Source organism: Frankia sp. ACN1ag (assembly GCF_001414035.1).
Lineage (GTDB): Bacteria > Actinomycetota > Actinomycetes > Frankiales > Frankiaceae > Frankia > Frankia torreyi.
Genome location: NZ_LJPA01000009.1, coordinates 173,619 through 194,409, shown reverse-complemented (window position 1 = coordinate 194,409; position 20,791 = coordinate 173,619). Strand labels below are relative to the sequence as shown.

Sequence of the window (20,791 nt, the reverse complement as noted above, 5' to 3'; positions counted from 1 at the left end):
GCGGGTCACGATCGGACGGTGACGTTCCACAGGTTCTGGCCGACGGCGCCGGGCTGGCCGTCGCTGACCCGGGTCAGGTAACCATAGAGGGCGGCGATGCCCTGCGACTGCGGACCGAACTTTCCGTCGACGGTGAGCAGGAAGCTCTTGTTGCGCATCGCGGCCTGCCAGACGAACGCGTCCGGCCGGACGTCGTCGCCGTAATCGGCGTTGAGGACGGTGCCCTTGTAGGCGTTGTCGCCCATCTCCTGGCGGGCGCGGTCGAGCGTCATCGGCGGCTCGGCGGGGGTGAGGGCCTGCTCGATGACGTCGCTGGAGCCGGAGCCGACCGAGGCCGGGCCGTTGTTCGTCAGGCCCATCTTGCGCGAGCAGGACGGCCACGGCTGCCAGCCCCGCGAGTTGTAGAGCTTGGCCGCGGCCTCGTCCTGGGTGGCGGGGGAGGCCTGGTAGGGCCGGCCGGAGTAACCGAGGCTGTGCCAGGTCTGGTCGTCGAACTGGTACCCGCCGGAGAAGCCGTTGCCGGTGTTGATGGAGTAGTTCCCGCCGGACTCGCACTGCCGGAGCTTGGCGAAGTCGTCGGCGGTGGCGGCGCCGGCGGGGGCCGCGGTGACCGCGAGCCCGCTGCCGACGATGGCCGTCACCGCGCCGGTGGTGCGAAGGATGCGACCCGCGGTCGAGTGGGTCTGCGGGGCCCGATGTTTACCACCACGCCGTCCTGACGGCATGTCAGTCCAATCCCGATCGCCTGCGGGGTGAGCTGTCGGGTGCGGGCTGGGATGGCCCGGCCGGTCCGCCCCGGGCCGTCGGTGGTGCGTGGGAATCGTTCTCCCCACACCGGATGGCTGGGACGAGCCTGCTTAACCCCAAGGGCGTCCAGGACGCCCGAATTGGTGGGTCCCCCACTCCTGCCCGTTGCGGTGCGTACTAGTTCCAGCCGCTCGCACGTCGGGCAGGACTCGGCGTCCGTCCGAGCGACCTCGCCGGGTGGCGAGTGATCGGCACTCTAGCGATAACGGTNCAGGGGGCGCAAACCGGGGTGGTTCGCAGTAACCAGGTTGGGACGCGCGAACGGCGGAGCCCGACGGTGCCGCCCGATCGGGTGGCGGGGTGTGCCGCCGGCGCCGCGGGGTATCACCACGGCGGCGTCGGCATCCGGTGCGGAGTGGGTGGCCGACCGGCCCGTTTCGGAACGCGCACGGAGATCGTCCGGGCGTCCGGGCGGGCCGGTCGGGGCGAGTTGGTGAGCTCCCCTGGCCGGTGTCACCGGGGTGGGAAGGTCGTCCGGGAGCCGTGACGCGCGTCCCCGCGTCCCGGGTCGGATGGACTACATGCGCATGGTGCCGTTCGGCGGCGCGGCGATCGGCCGGATGGCTACCGCGCGTGATGTGGCGCTCAGCCGAAGGTGGCGTGCCAGGTCGCCGGGCCGACGATGCCGTCGACGGCCAGACCGTGGGAGCCCTGGAAGGAGCGGGCGGCGGCGGCCGAGCGCGGCCCGAAGTGTCCGTCCACCGCGATCGGGTAACCGAGCTGGCTCATCCGGGTCTGCCAGGCGCGCACGTCGGCCCGGTCCTGCCCGACCAGCGCGGCCGTGAGGTTGCGGGTGAAGTTCGGGGTGGTGGAGGCCGCGGGGCTGACGGTCAGCGGGGCCCGCGCCGCTGAGCGCGACGCCTGCGCCGCGCCGCTGGCCGACGAGCCGCCCGCGAGCTGGTCGGCGCCCATGCCGCGACCGCAGANCGGCCACTGGCCGAAGCCGGAGCGCTGGGCGAGCCGGAGGGCGGCCTCGTCCTGGACCGCCGGGGGCGCCTGATGTGGCAGCCCGCTGTAGCCGAGGCTGTGCCAGGTGCTGGCCGAGAACTGATAGCTGCCGAAGTAGCCGTTGCCGGTGTTCGTCGTGTAGTCACCGCCGGACTCGCACTGCCGCAGACCCGCCCAGGTTTGCGCCTCGGCCGGCTGGCTGACCGCAAGGGTACCCCCGACCGCCGCCGCGAGAACCGGAGCAACCATGAGGGCCCGCGCCCGGATACGGGTGCCGGCGCTCCATTGTCGGCCACTGGTACGTGCGTCGGACATATGTTTGTGGTCCTTCCCCACGCCTGCGAGGTGAGCTGTCGGATTCGGGCTGGGAACTGCCCGGCCATGCCAGGGATTCCTGGGGACGTGTGCTCGCACCGAAAGACCCTGGTGCGTCCGTCACTCACGGCTTCACCCCGAGAGCATCGAATCCCTTCGACGCTCGGAGATGGTTCCCCCGTTCCTGCCGTCTGGTCTGGAGAAATCGTCGACCGGGGGCAGGATTCGGCGTGCCGCCCGACGAATGCCAGACGTTGTCGTCGGCACGGCGAAGACCATAACCACGCCGGCCGGCGAGTCGCCAAGCATTGAATAGGGCACGTGAAAAAGAGCACAGTCGGCGCGCCTGCTTGAGTGCCCGCTGGGTGACTGGTATCGCGCGTGCGCGCCCGCTCATCAACCTGGCGTTATCGCGGACGGGGGTATTTGTGGCCGGCTGATCACCCTGTTTGCCGATGGGTTATGGCGAGCAGAGCGTGGTGAATCACGCCGAATGGGTGACCTGCGGAGAAGCAATATCGACTGTGCCGCGGCGCGCTGGATGGGCGCAATGGTCCGCTTACCCCGGTTCGTCCTGGGCAGCCTACCTGTGTGAGAAAAACTACGGAAACCTGGTGGTGACTTACGACCTTGTCATTCGGGTGCCCGCCGCGCTCGGTCGGGCACGCAGCGGCGTAGCGACGCTCGGAGGCCCAGGTCTCGGGGGAGGATGTCCTGGTGGGGCACTCGGGGCGTCCGATGCGGCCGCACGTCCGCCTCGTGTGGGTCGATCTGGCCGAAACCTGCTGCTGATAAGCGTGGCCGGGCAACGGACCCGAGGGGGACCACTCGACGAAAGACAGTGGTCCCCCAGTCGCGTGACGCAACTGGGGGACCGTGGGTGCCCGCATGATACGGGACATCATGGAGACGATCGATGGGGTGGATCTGCCGGATGTCCGTTCTGTGCCGGTCGCTCCGTCCCGACCGTCGGGGGCCGGTGGGGATCCGCGCGGCCGCCGGAATGGTTGCCGCTGCGCGCCGGGGCCGGGCCGAGCGGTCCGCCGGCCAAGCCGGCAGAGTCGAGAAAAGCCACCCGAATGGNCGGCCCGACCCCAGGTGTGCCCGGGTCGGTCCGGGCGGTGCTCGGTGGCACACCCGGCGCGACGATCGCCGGGTGTGATCCTCCGGGCCGGGAGGGTTGCGGTCGGGCCGGGCTCGGGAGCGGGTGGTGGCTAGGCCTTGCTGAGGGACCGACCGGCCGAGCGGAGATCCTCGCACGCCTGGGCCACCCGGGCCGCCATGCCGCTTTCGGCGAGCTTTCCGTAGGTGCGCGGGTCGTAGGCCTTCTTCGCCCCGACCTCGCCGTCCACCTTGAGTACCCCGTCATAGTTCTTGAAGACGTGGTCCACGATGGGACGGGTGAATGAGTACTGGGTGTCGGTGTCCACATTCATCTTCACGACCCCGTAGTCCAGGGTCTCCCGGATCTCGCTGAGGTCCGAGCCGCTGCCGCCGTGGAAGACGAGATCGAACGGCTTCGATCCGGCTGGCAGACCCAGCTTCTGGGCGACGTGATCCTGGCCCTCGCGAAGAATCGTCGGACGAAGCTTGACGTTTCCCGGCTTGTACACCCCGTGCACGTTGCCGAAGGTCGCGGCCAGCAGGTAACGGCCCTTCTCGCCCGAACCGAGGACTTCGGCGGTCCGCCACATGTCGCCCGGCGTGGTGTAGAGCTTCTCGTCGATCGCGCCGACGACGCCGTCCTCCTCGCCGCCGACGACGCCGATCTCGACCTCAAGAACGATCTTCGCGGCGGTGGCGTCGGCGAGCAGTTCCTCGGCGATCTTGAGGTTCTCCTCGAGCTCGACGGCCGAGCCGTCCCACATGTGGGACTGGAACAGCGGCTCGCGGCCGGCGGCGACCCGCTCCTTCGAGATCGCGATGAGCGGCCGGATGTAGGTGTCGAGCTTGTCCGCCGGGCAGTGGTCGGTGTGCAACGCGATGGTGACCGGGTAGGCCTTCGCGACGTGGTGGGCATACTCGGCCAGGGCCTCCGCGCCCAGGACCATGTTCTTCACCGTCGAACCGGACAGGTACTCCGCCCCGCCGGTGGAGACCTGCACGATTCCGTCGCTGCCCGCCTCGGCGAATCCCCGCAGGGCGGCGTTGAGGGTCTGCGACGAGGTGACGTTGATCGCGGGGTAGGCGAAGGCCTCGGACTTCGCCCGGTCGAGCATCTGGGCGTAGGCCTCTGGGGTGGCGATGGGCATCGGTGGGGCTCCTTGTCGAACCTGTCGGGGCGCCGATCAGCCATGGACGGCGGCGCTGAGCAGCCCGACAGGGCCGGCAGACCGCCGTTGGACTGTTGGTGGGCGAAGGGTATGACGGCTCGCCCCGTCGGGGTGGTCGGATGCGGCCGACGTCGCCGGGACAAAGTCGGTCACCGACGCGGCGCCGGTGCGCATTGCCTGTTCGGCGGGACGCCGAGGCTCGCCGGGCGTCGCGACCAGGGGCAGGGGAGGGGATGGCCCGGACGGGTGTGGTCCGTCGGCAGGCCCGGGACGCCGACCGCGGCGACGCGCCCGCCACCCGGCCGGGCCCGCCCGGCACACTGGTCACGTGGACGTCGGCAGCCTGTCCGGGACGACGCTGTACATCGTCCTGTTCGCGATGATTTTCACCGAGAGCGGGATCCTGATCGGGTTCTGGCTTCCCGGGGACACGATCCTGTTCGCGGCCGGCCTGGTCGCCGCGGACGCCGGCGCGGACGTCTCCATCTATGTCCTGTGCGTGGGAGTCGCCCTCGCGGCCAGCGCCGGCGCCGCCGCGGGCTACTACACCGGGCACCGGCTGGGCCGGCCCTTCCTGGAGCGCCGCTACGCCCCGGCCCTGGCCCGGACGGAGGAGTTCTACCGGCGGTTCGGGGCAGTCACCCTCGTGGCCGCCCGGTTCGTCCCGTGGGCGCGGACGTTCGCCCCGGTCCTGGCCGGGGCCGTGGCCATGCCGTGGCACCGGTTCCTCGTCGCCGTAGTGTCCGGCGCGGTGGTGTGGGGGACCGGGCTGATCCTGCTGGGCTACGCGGCTTCCGCCATTCCTGGCCTGCGCGACGCCACGGGCTGGCTCGCGCTGGTGGTGGTGGTCGCCTCCGTCCTGGCGGGGGTCGGGGGCGAGTTGCTGCGCCGCCGCACCGCCCGGGGCCGGACCACCCACGGGCAGTCGGTCCCCGAGGCCACCGCCGACCGGGGGCCGGTGCGTGACGACCCCCACCCGGATGACGGTTCGGTACCGGCACCGGCACCGGTGCCGACGGCGGAACCGGATCCCTCGGCCGCCTCGGCGACCGATCGGGACCGGTGACCGGCGGGTCTCCGCCACAGGTCTTCGCCACAGGTCTTCGACCGTTCGCCGCGATTCGCCGCCGGAGGACGTCGGCGTTGTCCCTTCGTGCCCCCGGTGGCCGGGCCGCTGCCCTGATCGATCCGGCGGGTAATCTCCACCACATCGCTACCAGATCACATCGGGTAGGCAATGGGCGTTGATGATGGTAGTTCCTGACTACGCCTAGCTAGCCTTGATCGATCCAGGCACGAGGTCGGGGGGGCCGACCGAGCGAAGGGTCCGATGCAGCGCACGCGTAATCGCCACCGGGCGCCCCGGCGCCCGGTGCTGCCCGCGTACGGCGCGGCGGCGGGCGTTCTCCTGGCCACGCTCGCGCTCGCGCTGTGGGTCACCGGCCGTGCCGGCGCGGCTACCGGGGGACTCGCCCTCCGTGTGGCCGGCGCGACGTCGGCGGCCGAGCGGTCGTCCACGGGGAACCCCGCTGGCGCGGCCGCGGGCGCAGCCACAGGCCAGGCCGGGCCGGGCACCGTCACCGCGGCGCGCACGCCGGCCCGAGCGCTGGCGGCGCCCATCGGTGGCGCCGCGGGGTCGCCGTCGGCGCAGCGGCCCGGCCCGGGTGCGTCGGGACCGGCCGCCGCGGGCGCCGCCGGTCTGGCCGCGCCCGGCCAGCCGCCCGCCCGGGCCCGCCTGATCGCCGACGTGATCGCGGCCACGAACCGGGCACGGCGGGCGGCGGGCTGCGCGGACCTGGTGGCCGATCCGGTGCTGACGGCGGCGGCCCGGGCGCACAGCGTCGACATGGCAGTGTCCGGCTACTTTCGCCACGACAGCCCCGACGGCCGCAGCCCCTTCGACCGGATGGCGGCGGCAGGCTTCGACTACTCCGTCGCCGCGGAGAACATCGCCGCCGGACAGCGCAGCGCCGCCGAGGTCGTCCGGGACTGGATGGACAGCCCCGAGCACCGGTCGAACATCCTCACCTGCTCGCTGACGCGGATCGGCGTCGGCCTCGCGACGGGCGGGACCTACGGCTACTACTGGACGCAGGACTTCGCGACCCCCGAAACGGGCCCCTGACGCGATCGGCCGGTCCGGCCCGAGAGGCGGCGCCCGCCCCCGGCACCGGCGGATTCCGGTTTCGGGCGTGGAGGGGGCCGGCCGGCCGGGTCGACTCGCGCCGATGGTCCGCCGCTGCGGGCCGATCGATCCCGTAGGGTCGGGACGTCGTCGCCGACGGCAGCGAGGGCGGCACGGCCGGCGGAGCGGACCGCGGCGATCGCGACAGGACCGTCGACGCGGGTGACCCGGGCGTGGGTGACCCGGGTAGGAGGAGTGGGCCGTGGTTCGGGCGGTGGTCACCGGCGCGGCCGGGTTTCTGGGCGGAGCGCTTGCGCATGCCCTGCGCGGGCAGGGCGCCGACGTCGTCGCGCTGGATGTCCGGCGCGCGCCCGGCGTGGTGCAGGCCGACATCAGCCGGCCGGGTGAGTGGGAGCGGGCGCTCGACGGCGCCGACCTGGTCATCCACGCCGCCGCAGTGGGGACCGGCGGCGTCGCGGAACTCACCCCGGTGCGCCCGGGGCGCGCCGGGGCACCGCTGCGGGTTCCCGGCGCCGAGGTCCGGCGGGTGACGCTCGGCGGTACCGCCGCCCTGCTCGACGCGGCCGGGCGCGCCGGGGTCGCGCGTTTCCTGCACCTGTCCTGCGTGGACGTGTTGTCGCGGGTGGCGCCGCGCGACGGCGAACGGGCCGAGGCCGGCCTGGTGGGCGGGCCGCTGGTGGACGAGACCGCCCCGGTCGGCCTCACCGGCGACGTGCGGGCCGACGCGCTCGCCGCCGCCGAGCAGGCGGTGGGTTCGGCCGCGGCGCACGGGCTCGGTGCCACCGTGGTGCGCATCGGCGACGCCTACGGTCCCCGCGCGGGGCGCTGGACGCTGTGGCCGGTGCTGCTCATGCGGGCCGGCCGGTTCGTGCTGGTGGACGGCGGCCGCGGGGTCCTCAGCCCGGTCCACGTCGACGACGTGGTCGCGGCGGTGATGGCGGTCGCCGCCGCGGACCGCGCCGCGGTCGCCGGCGAGGTGCTGCACGTCACCGGGGGCGAGCAGGTCAGCGCCGCCGAGTTCTTCGGGTACTACAGCCGGATGCTGGACCTGCCCTCGCCGCGGTCCGTGCCGGGCCGGCTGCTCGGGGCCGTGGACGCGTGGGACCGGGTGCGGGCACTCGGCGCGGGGCTGGCGGCCCCGAGGTCGCCGGCGTCGGCGGGCGGTGTGCCAGCCAGCGGTGTGCCAGCCGGCGGTGTGCCGGCCGCGGCGGAGTCGGCGCCCGCCAGGACCGCGACGCCGGACCCGCCCGGCGTCGCCACCCCGCCGCCCGTGTCGGGCCGCCCCGCCGGAGCCCTGGTCCGCGGCCTCGGCGCGCGGCTCGTGGCCGGCGTCGACCCGCGCGCCCGGGTGGACCTCGGCGCGCTCGGCGTGCGCGAACTGACCCGGGACGCCGGCTTCTCCATTACCCGGATCGGCAGCCTGGCCGGCTGGTCGCCCGCCGTGCCACTCGCCGACGGCATGGGCCGCACCGAGTCGTGGCTGCGGGAACGGGGCCTGCTCGGCGTTCGGGAACCGTCCCGCCGTGGGTGAAGGCCCCACCCTCACCACCCCCCGGCTGCTCGCCCTGCCGCTGACGGTCTGGAACGCCGGCTACGTCGCCGAGGAGCTCGCGCCGGCGTTGGCGTTCACGGCGGTGGTCGCCCGGTCCGGCGGGCGCGGCGGGGACGGGGTCGGCCCCTACGGCGGGATCGTCGGCACGGATCCGCACGCCGCCGCCCCGGATCCCCTCGACCCGGCCGGGTCGCTGCGCCGCGAGCTGCGCCGCCGGGCCGGCGCCGGGCGGTCGGTGCTGACCTGGGTGCTGCGGCGAAGGTCGGGGCCGGCGGCCGTCGGCCTGGTCGCCGCGGACACCCACGGCCGGCGCGCCGTGGTCGGGGTGTCGATAGTGCTCGGCTGCCGGCGCGAGGGCTATGCGACCGAGGCCGTCCGCGCGGTCGCCGGCTGGTTCGAGTACCGCGGCGCCCTGGTGGAGACGAGGATCCGCCGCGGTGACGGGATCGGAAAGCGCCTGGGGCAGGCGACCTCGTTCGTGCCCACCCCCGTTCTGATAGCCGACTGGTGGCGGATCTGGCTGCGTCCGCCGACGGGCTGATCACCCTCGACGTCACGCACCGTCACGTGGCCCGGTTGGGTGCCCGCCGGCACGGTGTCACCGCGGCCGTCCCGGCGTTCCCCGCGCCCGGACCGGCCCGTTTCCTGGTCGCCGGACCGAAAGTGCCTGCCCAGCGTTGATGGATGGGCCTGTGCAATGTTGTGTCGGCGTTGCCGTGACAGTGGCCTCCTGTCAGCCGGGCGACAACCGTCTTCTCGTAATTTCGGCGGCAGAGGGCGAGCGGTGGACACGCCGCGGTGNCAGCCCCCTGTTCAGACCGTGATGCCCTGGGGCACCATGTAAAGCGATGTCGCGACCGTTGGCCGACGGGCTGAGTGAGGGCGGGGCGTCCGGGGCGGTCCGTGGGAGGTCCGTCTCGCGTCCGGGGAGGGGAGCCCGAACGGTTCGGCGCTACCTGCGCCTGGGAGGTCAGCAGCATGAGCGTGGATACCCCTCGGGGGACACCGGCCGGAGTCCGGCCGGGGGAGGTCACCTACGACCACCTGATCATTCCGTCGCACTGGCGGCGGTCCAACGAGTCCACGCCGGGCGCGCCCAACGCGTTGTTTCCACCCGATGGCGGCGCGTCGGGCCAGCAGGTTCCGCCGCCGATCAATCCGACGACCGGGGCGATGACCGGTCCCCTGCTCGTCGGGACCACCGCGCGGGCCTTCGCCAAGCTGGATGACCTGATCCGGCTCAGCGCCGAGGACAAGGCCGTGATCGCCGCCCGGCGGGACGAGGCGGAGCGGGCGCTGCGGGCGATCTTCCCGCCCCGGTGCGCACTGCCGCTGGTCGGCGTCGCGACGATCGGCTCGGCCGGGCGGGACACCATGATCCAGCCGCTGGACGAGGTCGACATCTTCGCCGTCTTCTCCGCCGCGAACAGCGCGTGGAAGCGGTTCCGCTGGGACTCGCGCGATCTGGTGCTCTGCGTGCGCAACGCGATCGGCGGCGAGCGGATCCAGACGATCGGCAGCCGCGGCCAGGCGCTGCGCATCGTCTACGACTCNCCGCCGGACGTGCACCTCGTCCCGGCGTTCGATCACCCCCGGGCCGGCTACGTCATGCCCGACCGGGTCGGCGGCTGGCTGCCGACCCGCCCGGAGCGGCACACGAGCTGGACCGCGGACCTCGGCCCCCGGGTGATCTCGGCGGTGCGCCTGCTCAAGGCATGGAACCGGGTGTGCGGCAGCCACCTGCGCTCGTTCCACATCGAGGCGCTTGCCGGGCAGGTCCTCGTCGGTCGCGGGCTCAACACCCGGCAGGGACTGGCCGAGGTCTTCCGCCACATGGACGAGGTCGGCCTGGTCGCGGCGGATCCGGCGGACGTCGGCGGTGACCTGTCCGCCTACCTGCGCCCCGAGGACGTCGACGCGCTCGCGGAGACCATCCGGCTCGCCCGGATCTACTCGGCGAAGGCGGTCGACGCGGAGCAGGCCGGGGACCACGAGGAGGCCGTGGCCCTCTGGGGCTCGGTGTTCGGCCCGGAGTTCCCGACCTTCGGCTGACCCGCCCCGGCCGTCGTTCCCAGGTCCGTCACCGGTTGTCCGCGGGGCCGGGTTCTGGCTGGCGAGGCGTCAGGTCATCCACCGGTCCGGCACGGCCGCGCGGCGCCCCAGCCGGGACCGCTCGGCCTGGGCGGCGACGATCCGCAGCGCCTCGGCCCGGTCGCGCAGGCCGGCCCGCACCCGCACCGGTCCGCCGGTGGTGTCCAGGTGCACGTCGGCGAGGCGCAGCACCCGGGCCAGCGGGTTCGCCACCAGACGGATGCTCTGCACCTTGCCGTGCGGGATCAGATCGGTGTACCGGCGCAGCAGCCCGTGACGCGCGACGAAGACCACGTCGTCGGCGCCGCAGGACAGCACCCGCCAGTGAATCGGGGCGAGCAGCGCGGCCCGTCGCGGCGGGCGGGCCAGCTCCACCGCGGCCACATCCACCCCGGGTAGCAGCTTGCCGATCAGCTCCAGCGCCTCGTCCCGGCGGGCGACCGGAAGCAGGACCGACGGACCGCCGCCGGCCACGTTCATCCGGATGGTCACCCAGCCGCTCGGGCGCCACAGCAACGGCTCCCCGATACTGATCGCCTGGACCCGCCCCGGCGGGACGGTGGCGTGAGCGCGCTCGAGCAACCCGCTGTCGATGCGCAGCCCGTCCGGCGACTCGGACACGGCGTACGGGTAGCCGGCGGCGAAGATCCGGAAGGTGGTGTGCCAGAGCCAGCCGAGCAGCGGGAGCGCGCCCAGGACGCCGGCGCGGGTGCCGGTGAGCAGCGACGGCGTGGCGATCGCCGCCGCCCCGAACAGCGCCGCCCACGGTGCGGGCGACAGGGCGATCGCCGCGATCAGCCGCCTCGGCAGCACCTCGGCGAGCGGATGGAACGGCGCCTCGCCGACGTCGGGGGCGAGCCCGGCCGCGGTGGCGAGCAGTTCGGCGCGCAGCCGGTGGGCATGCCCGATCGACAGGTACCGCAGGTCGGACCCGGAGTCGCCGCCGTCCGAGTCGGACCGTTCCCGGTGCTCCCGGCCCGCCAGATCGAGGCGCAGGATGGCCAACCCGATCATCCGGGCGAGCAGCGGTTGGACGATGTCCACCGACTGCAGCCGGTCCAGCCGGACGTAGCGGGTGCGCCGGACCAGCAGACCGGTGTCCAGCCGCAGGCCGTCGCGTTCGACCCGGTACCGGGTGAACCGCCAGGCGCAGTAGCCGTAGGTGCCGGCCGCCGGGATCAGGAAGATCAGGGTGAGGCCGATGGCCCGGGCGGTGACATCCTCGGCGAGGTTGCGCCCGACGCTCGCGGCGAACGCGGCGACGATCACCCAGCCCCGCAGGAATGGCGTGAGGGGATGCAGCCGGTGGAACCCGTCCGGCGCGGCCATCGGCGCGCCCGCCGGGGAGGCGTCCGAAAAGAGGCCGTCGATCTTGGCAACCCCCCGCTCGGCAACCCCCCGCTCGGCAGCCCCTCGTTCGGTGATCTCCCGCTCGGGGGTCACAGCCCGGCCGACCGGGCTTCGCCACGTTCCGTGAGGGCGTCGCGCAGCCGGGCGGCCTCCCGCGGGGGCAGCCCCGGGATGACGGCGTCGCTGGCCGCCGCCGCGGTGTGCAGTTGCACCTTGGCGATGCCGAAGCGCCGGGCGAGCGGCCCGGCGCTGACGTCGACGAGCTGCATCCGTCCGTACGGCACGACGACCAGGCGCCGCACCAGCACACCCCGGCTGATCAGCAGATCGTCCTCCCGCTCGGCGTAGCGCCAGGCCCGCCAGCCCACGCCGATGGATCGCCAGGCCGCGGCGGCCGCCAGCAGCGGGGCGGCGGTGAGCAGGACCCAGGGCCAGCCGCCGACCGAGAGCGAGATCAGCAGCGTGAGCGCCAACGCCGGAACGGCCCCGAGGACCAGCAGCGTCCGTCGCAGCCGTCGCAGCTCCGGCGGCAGGACCCGCCACTGTTCGGGATCCGGCAGGAGAGCGTCGGGCATGCCGCAACGATAAGTCGCGCCCCGGATACGTCCGACCGGAATGGGACGAGTGGATCGCGGCCGTCCGGGTGTCCGGCGCGGATCTCGCCCCGTTCGGGCGGCCGTGGGCGTCCGCGAGCCTAGACGGGATGGCGCGGTGTCCGCGGGCGCGGCGGGGGTGCCGGCGCGCTGGGGGAGGCCGCCGGGGGCGTGTCGCCGGCGGTGTCGTCCGGGCGAGCCAACCGGCTGGGCCACCAGATGCGCCGGCCGATGTCCAGCGTCAACGCGGGCACGAGGATCGACCGCACGACCAGGGTGTCGAGCAGGACGCCGAACGCGACCACGAAGCCGACCTCGACGAGCTGGACGAGCGGAAAGATGATCAGAGCGGAGAAGGTGGCGGCGAGTACGACGCCCGCGGACGTGATGACGCCGCCGGTGACGGCCAGCGCGTGCAGCACGCCGGGCCGGGGGCCGATCCGCCCGGCCTCCTCGCGGACCCGGGTCATCAGGAAGATGTTGTAATCCACGCCGAGCGCGACCAGGAAGATGAACGCCAGCAGCGGCAGCGAGGGGTCGGCGCCGGGAAAGTCGAAGATCCAGTGGTAGGCGACCGCGCTCCCGCCGAGCGCGGCGAGGTAGGACAGCACGACCGTCGCCATGAGCACCAGCGGGGCGACGATCGCGCGGAGCAGGAACATCAGCACCACGAGCACGACCGTGAGGACCAGTGGGATGATCACCTGGCGGTCCCGCGCCGCCGCGTGCCGCACGTCGAGGTTCACCGCCGTGTTCCCCCCGACCAGCGCGCCCGCGCCCGGCACCCGGTGCACCCGGGATCGCAGCTCGCGCACGGCGTCGAACGACTCCGGGCTGTCCGGCTGGTCGCTCAGGACGACGAGGAACTGCACCCGGTCGCCCGCGCGGCCGACCTCGGCCACCCCCGCCACCCCCCGCGTCGCCCGGATCACGGCACTGACCTGGGGCGCCGCCCGTTCGGCGGCGATGACGTACGTCGGCGCCGCGACGCCCGGCGGGAAGTCCGCGGAGATCAGCTCGATGCCGCGCACCGACTCCACCCGGTGCCGGAAGCCCTCGTCCTGCCGCAGCGACGTGTCCATCGTCAGCAGGCCGACGATGAGCATGCCCAGCGCCAGCGAGGTTCCCACCCACACCGCCCGCGGGTGCCGGTCGATCGCCTCGCCGATCCTGACCCAGCGTCCCGGCTCCTCGGCGAGGTCGAACTCGCTGAGATCCTCGTGGCCGGGGGCGGTGGGCGCGGCCAGCGCGTTGTCGTGGGCGGCCCGCGCCGCCGGCCCCCGTCGGGCCGTGTCGGTGACGGGGGGATGCTCCCCGAATCGGGGGATCAACGGCCAGAACAGCCGGCGTCCGCAGAGCACCATCGCCGCCGGCAGCAGAGTGGTCATCGTCACCAGGGCGGTCGCGATGCCGATCGCGCCGACCGGCCCGAGCCCGCGGTCGGAGGCCAGCACCCCGAACAGCAGGCAGAGCATCCCGATGACGACGGTGCCGGCGGAGGCCAGGATCGCGGGGCCGGCGTGCCGCATCGCCTCGCGCATGGCGCGGCGCGGATCCCGGTGGCGGGTGAGTTCCTCCCGATAGCGGGCGATGAGCAGCAGGGCGTAGTCCGTGCCGGCCCCGAAGACGAGCACCCGCAGGATGCCCGAACTCTGCCCGTTGACGGTCAGCCCGCCGTGCCGGGCGAGCAGGCTGACGATCCCGGCCGCGGTCTGGTCGGCGATGCCCACCGACACCAGGGGGACCAGCCACAGCAGCGGGCTGCGGTAGACCATCAGCAGAATCACGGCGACGATCCCCGCGGTGACGATGAGAAGCCGGCTCTCGATCGTCCTGAACATCTGGAAGGCGTCGGCTACCAGGCCCGCCGGCCCGGTGATCGCGGTCTCGGTCCCGGCGGGGGCGATCCGGGCGGCGATCCGGCGCATCTCGCGGACGTTGTCCGTGAACCGGGCGGCGTCGTCGAGCTGGGCAAGGGGGACGGTGAGGATCAGCGAGCGGCCGTCGGGGGAGACGATGGGCCCGAGGATCGGCCCGGCGGCGAAGGGACGCAGCGCCCCACCGATGGCGGTGGCGGCGGACCGGTCTGCCGGGGTCAGGCCCGCCGGCCTGGTCATGACGACGACGGCCGGTACGGCGTCCTGGCCGGGGAAGTGGCGCTGCGCCGCGAGCAGGCGGGTCGACTCGGCGTCCGCCGGGAGGAACGCGGCCGCGTTGTTCTTCTGGGCGTCGGCGAGGCGGAACGCGATCGGGCTGGCCGCCCCCCCGACCGCGAGCCAGAGGACGATGACCAGCCAGGCCGAGCGGCGTCCGATCACCCACGACACGACCCGCCAGCCCCCTCCTCGGCAGTGCTGCGCCCCGTCCACCGGCAGGCGGCGCCGGATGATGACGACCGTGGTGCTGTCGCGATCCCCTGGCTCGCCCGGCGTCGCGGCCCTGACGGAATCGTCGCAGCTCCGCGGCCCGGCTGCCGGCTACGGCCGATGCGCTCGCGCTACGGGGGCCGGGTCTGTGGGGGCCGGGTCTGCGGTGACCGGGTCTGCGGTGGACCGGTCCGTGGCGGACCGGTCCGTGGCGGACCAGGCGAGGGCGATGTCCGCCGCGACGGCGACGTTGTTCCGCACGGCGTTGATGTTGACCTCGAGGCTCGCTCCGCCGGTCTCCCGGTGGAAGGTCTCCAGGAGGAACGGGGTGACGGCCTTACCGCGGATGCCGCGGTCCTCGGCCCAGGCCAGGGCGTCGGCCAGCACCCGGTCGTGCAGGGCCGGGTCGAGGGCCTGGTCGGTGGGCAGCGGGTTGGCCACGACGATCGCCGAGGTGAGGCCCAGCATGTCCGCCGCGGTCATCGTCGCGGCGACCTGACCGGCGTCGCCGACCCGCCAGTCCAGGTCGTAGGTGGTGTGCGGCAGGTAGAAGCCGGGGAAGGTCGACGTCCGATAGCCGACGACGGTGATGCCCAACGTCTCGAGCCGTTCGAGGGTCGCGCCGATGTCGAGGATCGACTTGACTCCGGCGCTCACGACGGTGATCGGTGTGGCCGCGAGGGTCACCAGGTCGGCGGATTCGTCGAAGCTGTCTCCGGCACCGCGGTGCACCCCGCCAAGGCCGCCGGTGGCGAACAGCCGAATCCCCACGCGGGCCGCGAGTAGAGCGGTGGACGCCACCGTCGTCGCCCCGGTCCACCCCGTCGCGCAGGCGACCGGTAGGTCACGCACGGACAACTTGACGACGTCGGCGTCGTCGGCGATGCGGTGCAGATCCGGCTCGTCCAGGCCGACCCGGGGCACGCCGTCGATCACCGCGACCGTCGCGGGGGTCGCTCCCCGTTCGCGCGCCAGCTCCTCCAGCTCCACGGCGACCTCGCGGTTGCGGGGCCGGGGCAGCCCGTGCGCGATCAACGTCGACTCCAGCGCGACCACCGGCGCCCCGGCGGCCAGGGCGTTCCGCACGGTTGCCGAGACGACGATGTTCGATCTGCCCGTCATGCGCCGACCCTACGTCCCGACGCCCCACCCGATCGGCGTCTCATTGCACTACCCGCGGCTCACTGCCCGCGGGTCCGCTCGACCCGAAACCGCAGCGGCACGCTGTACAGCGTCGCGAACCGCTCGACCGAACCGAACACGTTCTTCGCCCAGTCGCTGTACTTGGCGAGGTACCCCGGGTTCCGATCCGCGGGCGGGGCATCCGGGTCGGTGGTGAGCACGCCGGTGAGCACGACGAAGTCACCGCCGCGGCCGTCGTCGTCGAGGTGCAGGGAGCTGNGCGGATTCGTCTGGATCCGGCTCAGTCGCCGGGCGGTGGGTTCGCTGTAGAGCTGGGCGCTGTCGGTGGCGAAGTCCCACAGAAACCAGATCGGCGCCGGCTGNGGGGTGCCGGACCGGTCGGTCGACGTCAGCCAGGCGATCCGGTCCTCGCCCAGCCGCCGAGCGACCTTCGCCCCGAACGCGGTGTCGGGATCGGGAAGTACGGACATCGTCGGCTCCCACCCTCGGCGCGGATCCGCCAGTACTCGGCGATCGACCACTGCTTACCGTAACCTCCCGACGGGCTCATGTGACCGGGCCGCCGCCGGTCCGGGCGCACCGCAGAGTGCGTCGCGCCCGGATCCGGCCGCGGGCCACGCCGGCCGCCCTTACAGTGCCTTGGCGGGCGGCTTGACCGTGCCGGAGACGATCAGTCCGGAGCCGCCGGGCACGGCGTCGACGAGCACGTCGTCGCCGTCGCGGACCTGCCCTGCGAGCAGTTCCCGGGCGAGCTGGTCGCCGATCGCCGTCTGGACGAGGCGCCGCAGCGGCCGCGCCCCGAACACCGGGTCGTAACCGACGTCGGACAGCCATCCCTTGGCGGTGTCGGTGACCTCGAGGCCGATCCGCCGCTCCTGCAGCCGCGCCCGCAGCCGGTCGAGCTGGAGATCGACGATGCGGGCCAGGTCCTCCCGGCCGAGCTGGTCGAAGACGAGGACGTCGTCGAGCCGGTTGAGGAACTCCGGCTTGAAGGCATCCCGCACCGCGACCATCACCGATTCGCGCCGCACCTGCGGGCTCAGGGTCGGATCGGCGATGAACTGCGAGCCGAGGTTCGAGGTCAGGATGAGGATCGCGTTGCGGAAGTCGACNGTGCGCCCCTGACCGTCGGTCAGCCGCCCGTCGTCGAGGACCTGCAGCAGCACGTCGAAGACGTCGGGGTGGGCCTTCTCGACCTCGTCGAGCAGGATGACGCTGTAGGGCCGCCGGCGGATCGCCTCGGTGAGCTGTCCACCGGACTCGAACCCGATGTAACCGGGCGGGGCCCCGATCAGCCGGGCGACCGAGTGCTTCTCGGCGTACTCGCTCATGTCGATGCGCACGACCGCCCGTTCGTCGTCGAACAGGAAGTCGGNCAGCGCCTTCGCGAGCTCGGTCTTGCCGACGCCGGTCGGGCCGAGGAAGAGGAACGAACCGGTGGGCCGATCGGGGTCGGCGATGCCGGCCCGGGCCCGGCGCACCGCGTCGGACACCGCCCGCACCGCCTCGTCCTGGCCGATCACCCGGGCGTGCAGCTCGGACTCCATCCGCAGCAGCTTCGCCGTCTCGCCCTCGAGCAGCCGGCCGGCGGGGATGCCCGTCCAGGCGCCGACGACCTCGGCGACGTCGTCCGGACCGACCTCCTCGTTGAGCATCGCCCCGCCGGGGGAGTCCGCAGCGGCCAGCGCGTCGGTGGCGTCGGTCAGCCGCCGTTCCAACGTCGGGATCGTGCCGTAGCGCAGCTCACCGGCCTTCGCCAGGTCGAGGTCGCGCTCGGCGAGCTCCGCCGCCCGCCGCGCGTTCTCCAGCTCCTCCTTGATCTTCTGGACCTCGGAGATCGAGTCCTTCTCCCGGTGCCAGCGCGCCGTGAGGCTCGACAGCTCCTCCCGCCGGTCCGCCAACTCGCGCTGCAACCGCCCGCGTCGCTCCCGGGAGGCGTCGTCGTTTTCCTTCGACAGCGCCATGTCCTCGATCTCCAGCCGGCGCACGGCCCGCTCGAGCTCGTCGATCGCCACCGGACGGCTGTCGATCTCCATCCGCAACCGGGACGCGGCCTCGTCCATGAGGTCGATCGCCTTGTCCGGCAGGAAGCGGGCGGTGACGTAGCGGTCGGACAGGGTCGCCGCGGCGACCAGCGCCGCATCCGTGATGCGCACCCCGTGGTGCACCTCGTAGCGCTCCTTGAGGCCGCGCAGGATGCCGATGGTGTCCTCGACGGTCGGCTCGCCCACGAGGACCGGCTGGAAGCGGCGCTCCAGCGCCGGGTCCTTCTCGATCCGGGTGCGGTATTCCTCCAGCGTGGTTGCGCCGATCATGCGGAGCTCACCGCGGGCGAGCATGGGCTTGAGCATGTTGCCCGCGTCCATCGCGCCCTCGGCGCCGCCGGCGCCGACCACCGTGTGCAGCTCGTCGATGAACGTGATGATCTGGCCCTCGGCCTCGCGGATCTCGTTGAGGACCGAGGTCAACCGCTCCTCGAACTCGCCGCGCAGCTTGGANCCCGCGACCATCGAGCCCAGGTCGAGCGAGACGATCCGCCGGCCACGCAGCGACTCCGGCACGTCGCCCGCCACGACCCGCAGGGCGAGGCCCTCGACGATCGCGGTCTTGCCGACGCCGGGCTCGCCGATGAGGACCGGGTTGTTCTTGGTCCGCCGGGACAGCACCTGGATCACCCTGCGGATCTCCGCGTCCCGGCCGATCACCGGGTCGAGCTTGCCCTGCTGGGCCCGGTCGGTGAGGTCGATCGAGTACTTCTCCAGCGCGCGGTAGGAACCCTCGGGGTCGCGGCTGGTCACCCGCCGGGCACCGCCGCGGACCTTGTCGAAGGCGCCGCGCAGCGCGTCCGGACTCGCGCCGGCGGAGGTCAGGATGCGGCCGGCCTCGCCCCCCTCCTCGGCGAGGGCGACGACGAGGTGCTCGACCGAGGTGTACTCGTCGCCCAGGCGACCCGCCTGCCGCTCGGCGTTGTCAAGCACGGCGAGGAGCTGGCGGGACAGTTGGGGCGCCGAGACGCTCATCCCGGTGGCTCTGGGCAGCCGGGACACGGCGGCCTCGGCCTTGCCCCGGACCGTGTCGACGGAGGTGCCGGCCGAGGACAGCAGCGCCGCACCGACCCCGTCGGGAGCCTCGAGCAGGGCGGTGAGCAGGTGGAGGGGGTCGACGAGCGGTGACCCGTCGCCGGTGGCTCGACTGATCGCCGCGGAGAGAGCCTCCTGCGAGCGGGCGGTGAGGCGTTCAGCGTTCATGGCGGATCCCAGTGTGGTCAGGTGCGTGCAGTGTCATCCGTTACAACGCTCAGCATACCTGAGTCGTTCCCGCTCAACCTTGATTCGTGTTCGCGCGTTCCCGGAAAGGCGAGAGGGGCTCCTCGTGGCCCGTTCTGGACCGGGAGAAGCCCCTGGGGTCGGTTGCCGCGCCGGCCGGCGCCCTTGCCGGCCAGGCGGTCAACGGCGGGGAAGCGGCCGCCATACCACGATCGCCCCGCGGTCGACCGGGACGAGGTCGCGCCGATGGCTGGCATGCGCCTCGGCCACCTGCCGCTCCGCGTCGACGCGAGCCCGGGTGAGTTCCTCGGTGAGCTGGCGGACCTGCGCCTGCAGCGCCATCACCTGAGCGCTCAGGTGGAGGATCTGCCGGATGCCTTCAAGGTTGACGCCCTCCTCCTGGGACAGGCGCTGGACCTCCCGCAGCAGGGCGACGTCCCGGGCGGAGTAACGCCGCCCCCGCCCCGCGGTGCGGCCCGGGGTGACCAGCCCGAGCCGGTCATAGGACCGCAGGGTCTGCGGGTGCATGCCGGCGAGCTGCGCCGCGATCGAGATGACGTAGACCGGTGCGTCCTCGTCGTGGGCGGGGCCGGGCAGCGGTCCGGTCGGGTAGTACCCCTCCGGCCGGACCTCGGTGGCCGATGCCATCGGGTCCAGCGGCGGTCGATCCTCCGACCGCCGGGCCGGAGACGTCCGCGCGTGCGGCGCGGCCGGCGGGTCGGACGTGCGATTCGGACGCGCGGTCATCCCTCTGCCTCCATCCGTTCCATCAGCGGCGCCCGTGGGTCCTCGGGATGGGCCTGGGCGAACTCGAGCAACGCCGTGCGTGCCCGCGGCGAGAGATCCGCCGGCTTGGGCACGGTCACCTCCAACGTCACGATGAGGTCACCGTGTCCGCCGCCCGGCGCAGGGACGCCTCGACCACGGGCCCGTAGCCGCCGCCCGCTGGAGGTGCCGGCCGGCACCTTCACCGTGAGCGGCGCGCCGTCGAGGGTCGGCACCCGGACCGACGCGCCCAGGGCCGCCTCGGTGATCGTGACGGGGAGCGTGATGGTCAGGTTGTTGCCCTCCCGGTCGAAGACCGGGTGACGCAGCACGTGGACCGTCACCTCCAGGTCACCCGCCGGGCCGCCGCGTTCCCCGGGCGTGCCGCGGCCGCGTACCCGCAACCGCTGGCCGTCGCTGACGCCCGGGGGGATGCGGATGCGCTGTTCGCGTTCGCGTCGACCGGAGCCCCGGCAGTCCGGGCAGGGATGATCGATCAGCGTGCCCTTGCCCAGGCAGTCGCGACAGGGCTCGGACAGCGCGAATCCCCCCTGGGAACGGGAGACCACGCCCAGCCCGCGGCAGGTCGGACAGGTCCGTGGGGTGGTCCCCGGCCGGGCCCCGCTGCCCTCGCAGGTGGTACAGGTCGCGGCGCCGGGCAGGCGGACCGAAGCCTCCAGCCCGGTCAGCGACTTTTCGAAGGGGATGGTGACCTCGGCCTCGATGTCGCCGCCCCGGCGCGGCCCGCGGCCCGGCGACGACCGCTGGAACATGTCGAAGAAGCCACCGAGACCACCGCCCGATCCGCCGAGGAGATCCTCGAAGTTGACGTTCGGTCCGCCCCCGTAACCCCCGCCGGGCGCACCGAAACCGCCGGGCGCACCGAAGCCGTAGCCGCCGGCCCGTCCACCCCCGGGGCCGCCCGCCCGGCCGCCGGCCGCGAACAGCGCCCGGGCCTCGTCGTACTCCCGCCGACGACTCTCGTCGGAGAGGACGTCGTAGGCCTCGGACACCTCCTTGAAGCGCGCCTCGGCCTTCGCATCGCCGGGGTTCTTGTCCGGATGCAGCTCCCGGGCAAGCTTGCGGTACGCCTTCTTGATGTCGGCCGCCGAGGCGTCCTTGGGAACGCCGAGAGCGGCGTAATAGTCCTTCTCGACCATGTCGCGAACACTCACG

General features: G+C 73.3%; 14 protein-coding genes, 9 pseudogenes and 2 riboswitches. Of the genes and pseudogenes, 6 read left to right on the top strand and 17 right to left on the bottom strand.

The window, feature by feature from the left end; all coding sequences use genetic code 11:
- Window positions 1–5 precede the first annotated feature (5 nt).
- The 4 genes and pseudogenes from UK82_RS10490 to fbaA form a co-directional block, all read right to left on the bottom strand.
- Window positions 6–725 carry a transglycosylase family protein gene (locus UK82_RS10490; protein ID WP_055406996.1) on the bottom strand — a complete coding sequence of 240 codons (720 nt, stop codon included), beginning with the start codon at window positions 723–725 and terminating at the stop codon, window positions 6–8.
- 2 nt (window positions 726–727) lie between these two features.
- A riboswitch (cyclic di-AMP (ydaO/yuaA leader) is annotated at window positions 728–930 on the bottom strand.
- A gap of 462 nt (window positions 931–1,392) precedes the next feature.
- Window positions 1,393–1,733: pseudogene (locus UK82_RS37120) on the bottom strand (peptidoglycan-binding protein); the annotation flags it as partial.
- Window position 1,734: 1 nt separating this feature from the next.
- Window positions 1,735–2,070: transglycosylase family protein (locus UK82_RS37115; protein ID WP_236705757.1), on the bottom strand; the 336-nt coding region annotated here is incomplete at its 3' end.
- Between the two features lie 7 nt (window positions 2,071–2,077).
- A riboswitch (cyclic di-AMP (ydaO/yuaA leader) is annotated at window positions 2,078–2,311 on the bottom strand.
- Window positions 2,312–3,284: 973 nt separating this feature from the next.
- The gene (fbaA, locus tag UK82_RS10480) at window positions 3,285–4,322 is read right to left on the bottom strand and encodes a class II fructose-bisphosphate aldolase (RefSeq protein WP_055406994.1); all 1,038 of its coding nucleotides are present in this window, start codon (window positions 4,320–4,322) and stop codon (window positions 3,285–3,287) included.
- 349 nt (window positions 4,323–4,671) lie between these two features.
- On the opposite strand from fbaA, the gene UK82_RS10475 reads away from it, so the two are divergent.
- From UK82_RS10475 to UK82_RS37105, 6 genes and pseudogenes are all read left to right on the top strand, one after another.
- Window positions 4,672–5,409 (top strand): DedA family protein, encoded by a 738-nt coding sequence (locus UK82_RS10475; protein ID WP_044883966.1) that lies wholly within the window; start codon window positions 4,672–4,674, stop codon window positions 5,407–5,409.
- 264 nt (window positions 5,410–5,673) lie between these two features.
- Window positions 5,674–6,468 carry a CAP domain-containing protein gene (locus UK82_RS10470; protein WP_044883965.1) on the top strand — a complete coding sequence of 265 codons (795 nt, stop codon included), beginning with the start codon at window positions 5,674–5,676 and terminating at the stop codon, window positions 6,466–6,468.
- Window positions 6,469–6,730: 262 nt separating this feature from the next.
- Window positions 6,731–8,020 (top strand): NAD(P)-dependent oxidoreductase, encoded by a 1,290-nt coding sequence (locus UK82_RS10465; RefSeq protein WP_044883964.1) that lies wholly within the window; start codon window positions 6,731–6,733, stop codon window positions 8,018–8,020.
- The gene (locus tag UK82_RS10460) at window positions 8,013–8,582 is read left to right on the top strand and encodes a hypothetical protein (protein WP_044883963.1); all 570 of its coding nucleotides are present in this window, start codon (window positions 8,013–8,015) and stop codon (window positions 8,580–8,582) included. Before UK82_RS10465 ends, UK82_RS10460 begins: the two co-directional genes overlap by 8 nt.
- Before the next feature lie 437 nt (window positions 8,583–9,019).
- Window positions 9,020–9,594, top strand: a pseudogene (locus UK82_RS37110) (nucleotidyltransferase); the annotation flags it as partial.
- A 1-nt stretch (window position 9,595) separates the two neighbouring features.
- Window positions 9,596–10,093, top strand: a pseudogene (locus tag UK82_RS37105) (nucleotidyltransferase); the annotation flags it as partial.
- A 69-nt stretch (window positions 10,094–10,162) separates the two neighbouring features.
- Here UK82_RS37105 and UK82_RS10450 read toward each other — a convergent pair.
- The 13 genes and pseudogenes from UK82_RS10450 to dnaJ all read right to left on the bottom strand — a co-directional run bounded on the left by UK82_RS10450 (window position 10,163) and on the right by dnaJ (window position 20,790).
- Complete coding sequence (locus tag UK82_RS10450) at window positions 10,163–11,575, bottom strand: PH domain-containing protein (protein WP_055406993.1); 1,413 nt, start codon at window positions 11,573–11,575, stop codon at window positions 10,163–10,165.
- Window positions 11,572–12,057, bottom strand: a complete 486-nt coding sequence (locus UK82_RS10445; RefSeq protein WP_044883961.1) for a PH domain-containing protein — start codon at window positions 12,055–12,057, stop codon at window positions 11,572–11,574. Before UK82_RS10445 ends, UK82_RS10450 begins: the two co-directional genes overlap by 4 nt.
- 119 nt (window positions 12,058–12,176) lie before the next feature.
- Window positions 12,177–14,402 (bottom strand): MMPL family transporter, encoded by a 2,226-nt coding sequence (locus tag UK82_RS10440; RefSeq protein WP_044883960.1) that lies wholly within the window; start codon window positions 14,400–14,402, stop codon window positions 12,177–12,179.
- 150 nt (window positions 14,403–14,552) lie between these two features.
- Window positions 14,553–15,563: a pseudouridine-5'-phosphate glycosidase gene (locus tag UK82_RS10435; protein WP_044883959.1), complete on the bottom strand. Its 1,011-nt coding sequence runs from the start codon at window positions 15,561–15,563 to the stop codon at window positions 14,553–14,555.
- 59 nt (window positions 15,564–15,622) lie between these two features.
- Window positions 15,623–15,842, bottom strand: a pseudogene (locus UK82_RS37100) (TIGR03667 family PPOX class F420-dependent oxidoreductase); the annotation flags it as partial.
- A gap of 1 nt (window position 15,843) precedes the next feature.
- A pseudogene (locus tag UK82_RS37095) lies at window positions 15,844–15,946 on the bottom strand (TIGR03667 family PPOX class F420-dependent oxidoreductase); the annotation flags it as partial.
- Window position 15,947: 1 nt separating this feature from the next.
- Window positions 15,948–16,054 (bottom strand): annotated as a pseudogene (locus UK82_RS37090) (TIGR03667 family PPOX class F420-dependent oxidoreductase); the annotation flags it as partial.
- Between the two features lie 159 nt (window positions 16,055–16,213).
- A pseudogene (locus tag UK82_RS37085) lies at window positions 16,214–16,696 on the bottom strand (AAA family ATPase); the annotation flags it as partial.
- Between the two features lies 1 nt (window position 16,697).
- A pseudogene (locus UK82_RS37080) lies at window positions 16,698–16,959 on the bottom strand (AAA family ATPase); the annotation flags it as partial.
- Window position 16,960: 1 nt separating this feature from the next.
- Window positions 16,961–18,082, bottom strand: a pseudogene (locus tag UK82_RS37075) (ATP-dependent chaperone ClpB); the annotation flags it as partial.
- A gap of 1 nt (window position 18,083) precedes the next feature.
- Window positions 18,084–18,832, bottom strand: a 749-nt coding sequence (locus tag UK82_RS37070) for a Clp protease N-terminal domain-containing protein (protein ID WP_304438046.1), incomplete at its 3' end; no start/stop codon positions are given.
- 198 nt (window positions 18,833–19,030) lie between these two features.
- Window positions 19,031–19,498, bottom strand: a complete 468-nt coding sequence (locus UK82_RS10420; RefSeq protein ID WP_370657203.1) for a heat shock protein transcriptional repressor HspR — start codon at window positions 19,496–19,498, stop codon at window positions 19,031–19,033.
- Window positions 19,499–19,593: 95 nt separating this feature from the next.
- Window positions 19,594–20,790 (bottom strand): molecular chaperone DnaJ, encoded by a 1,197-nt coding sequence (gene dnaJ, locus UK82_RS10415; RefSeq protein ID WP_044883955.1) that lies wholly within the window; start codon window positions 20,788–20,790, stop codon window positions 19,594–19,596.
- Window position 20,791: the final 1 nt, after the last annotated feature.

Coding starts and splice junctions, on each gene's coding strand:
- UK82_RS10435 (WP_044883959.1), bottom strand. CDS start 15,563: ATGACGGGCAGATCGAACATCGTCGTCTCGGCAACCGTGCGGAACGCC.
- UK82_RS10445 (WP_044883961.1), bottom strand. CDS start 12,057: ATGCCCGACGCTCTCCTGCCGGATCCCGAACAGTGGCGGGTCCTGCCG.
- UK82_RS10490 (WP_055406996.1), bottom strand. CDS start 725: ATGCCGTCAGGACGGCGTGGTGGTAAACATCGGGCCCCGCAGACCCAC.
- UK82_RS10420 (WP_370657203.1), bottom strand. CDS start 19,498: ATGGCATCGGCCACCGAGGTCCGGCCGGAGGGGTACTACCCGACCGGA.
- fbaA (WP_055406994.1), bottom strand. CDS start 4,322: ATGCCCATCGCCACCCCAGAGGCCTACGCCCAGATGCTCGACCGGGCG.
- UK82_RS10470 (WP_044883965.1), top strand. CDS start 5,674: ATGCAGCGCACGCGTAATCGCCACCGGGCGCCCCGGCGCCCGGTGCTG.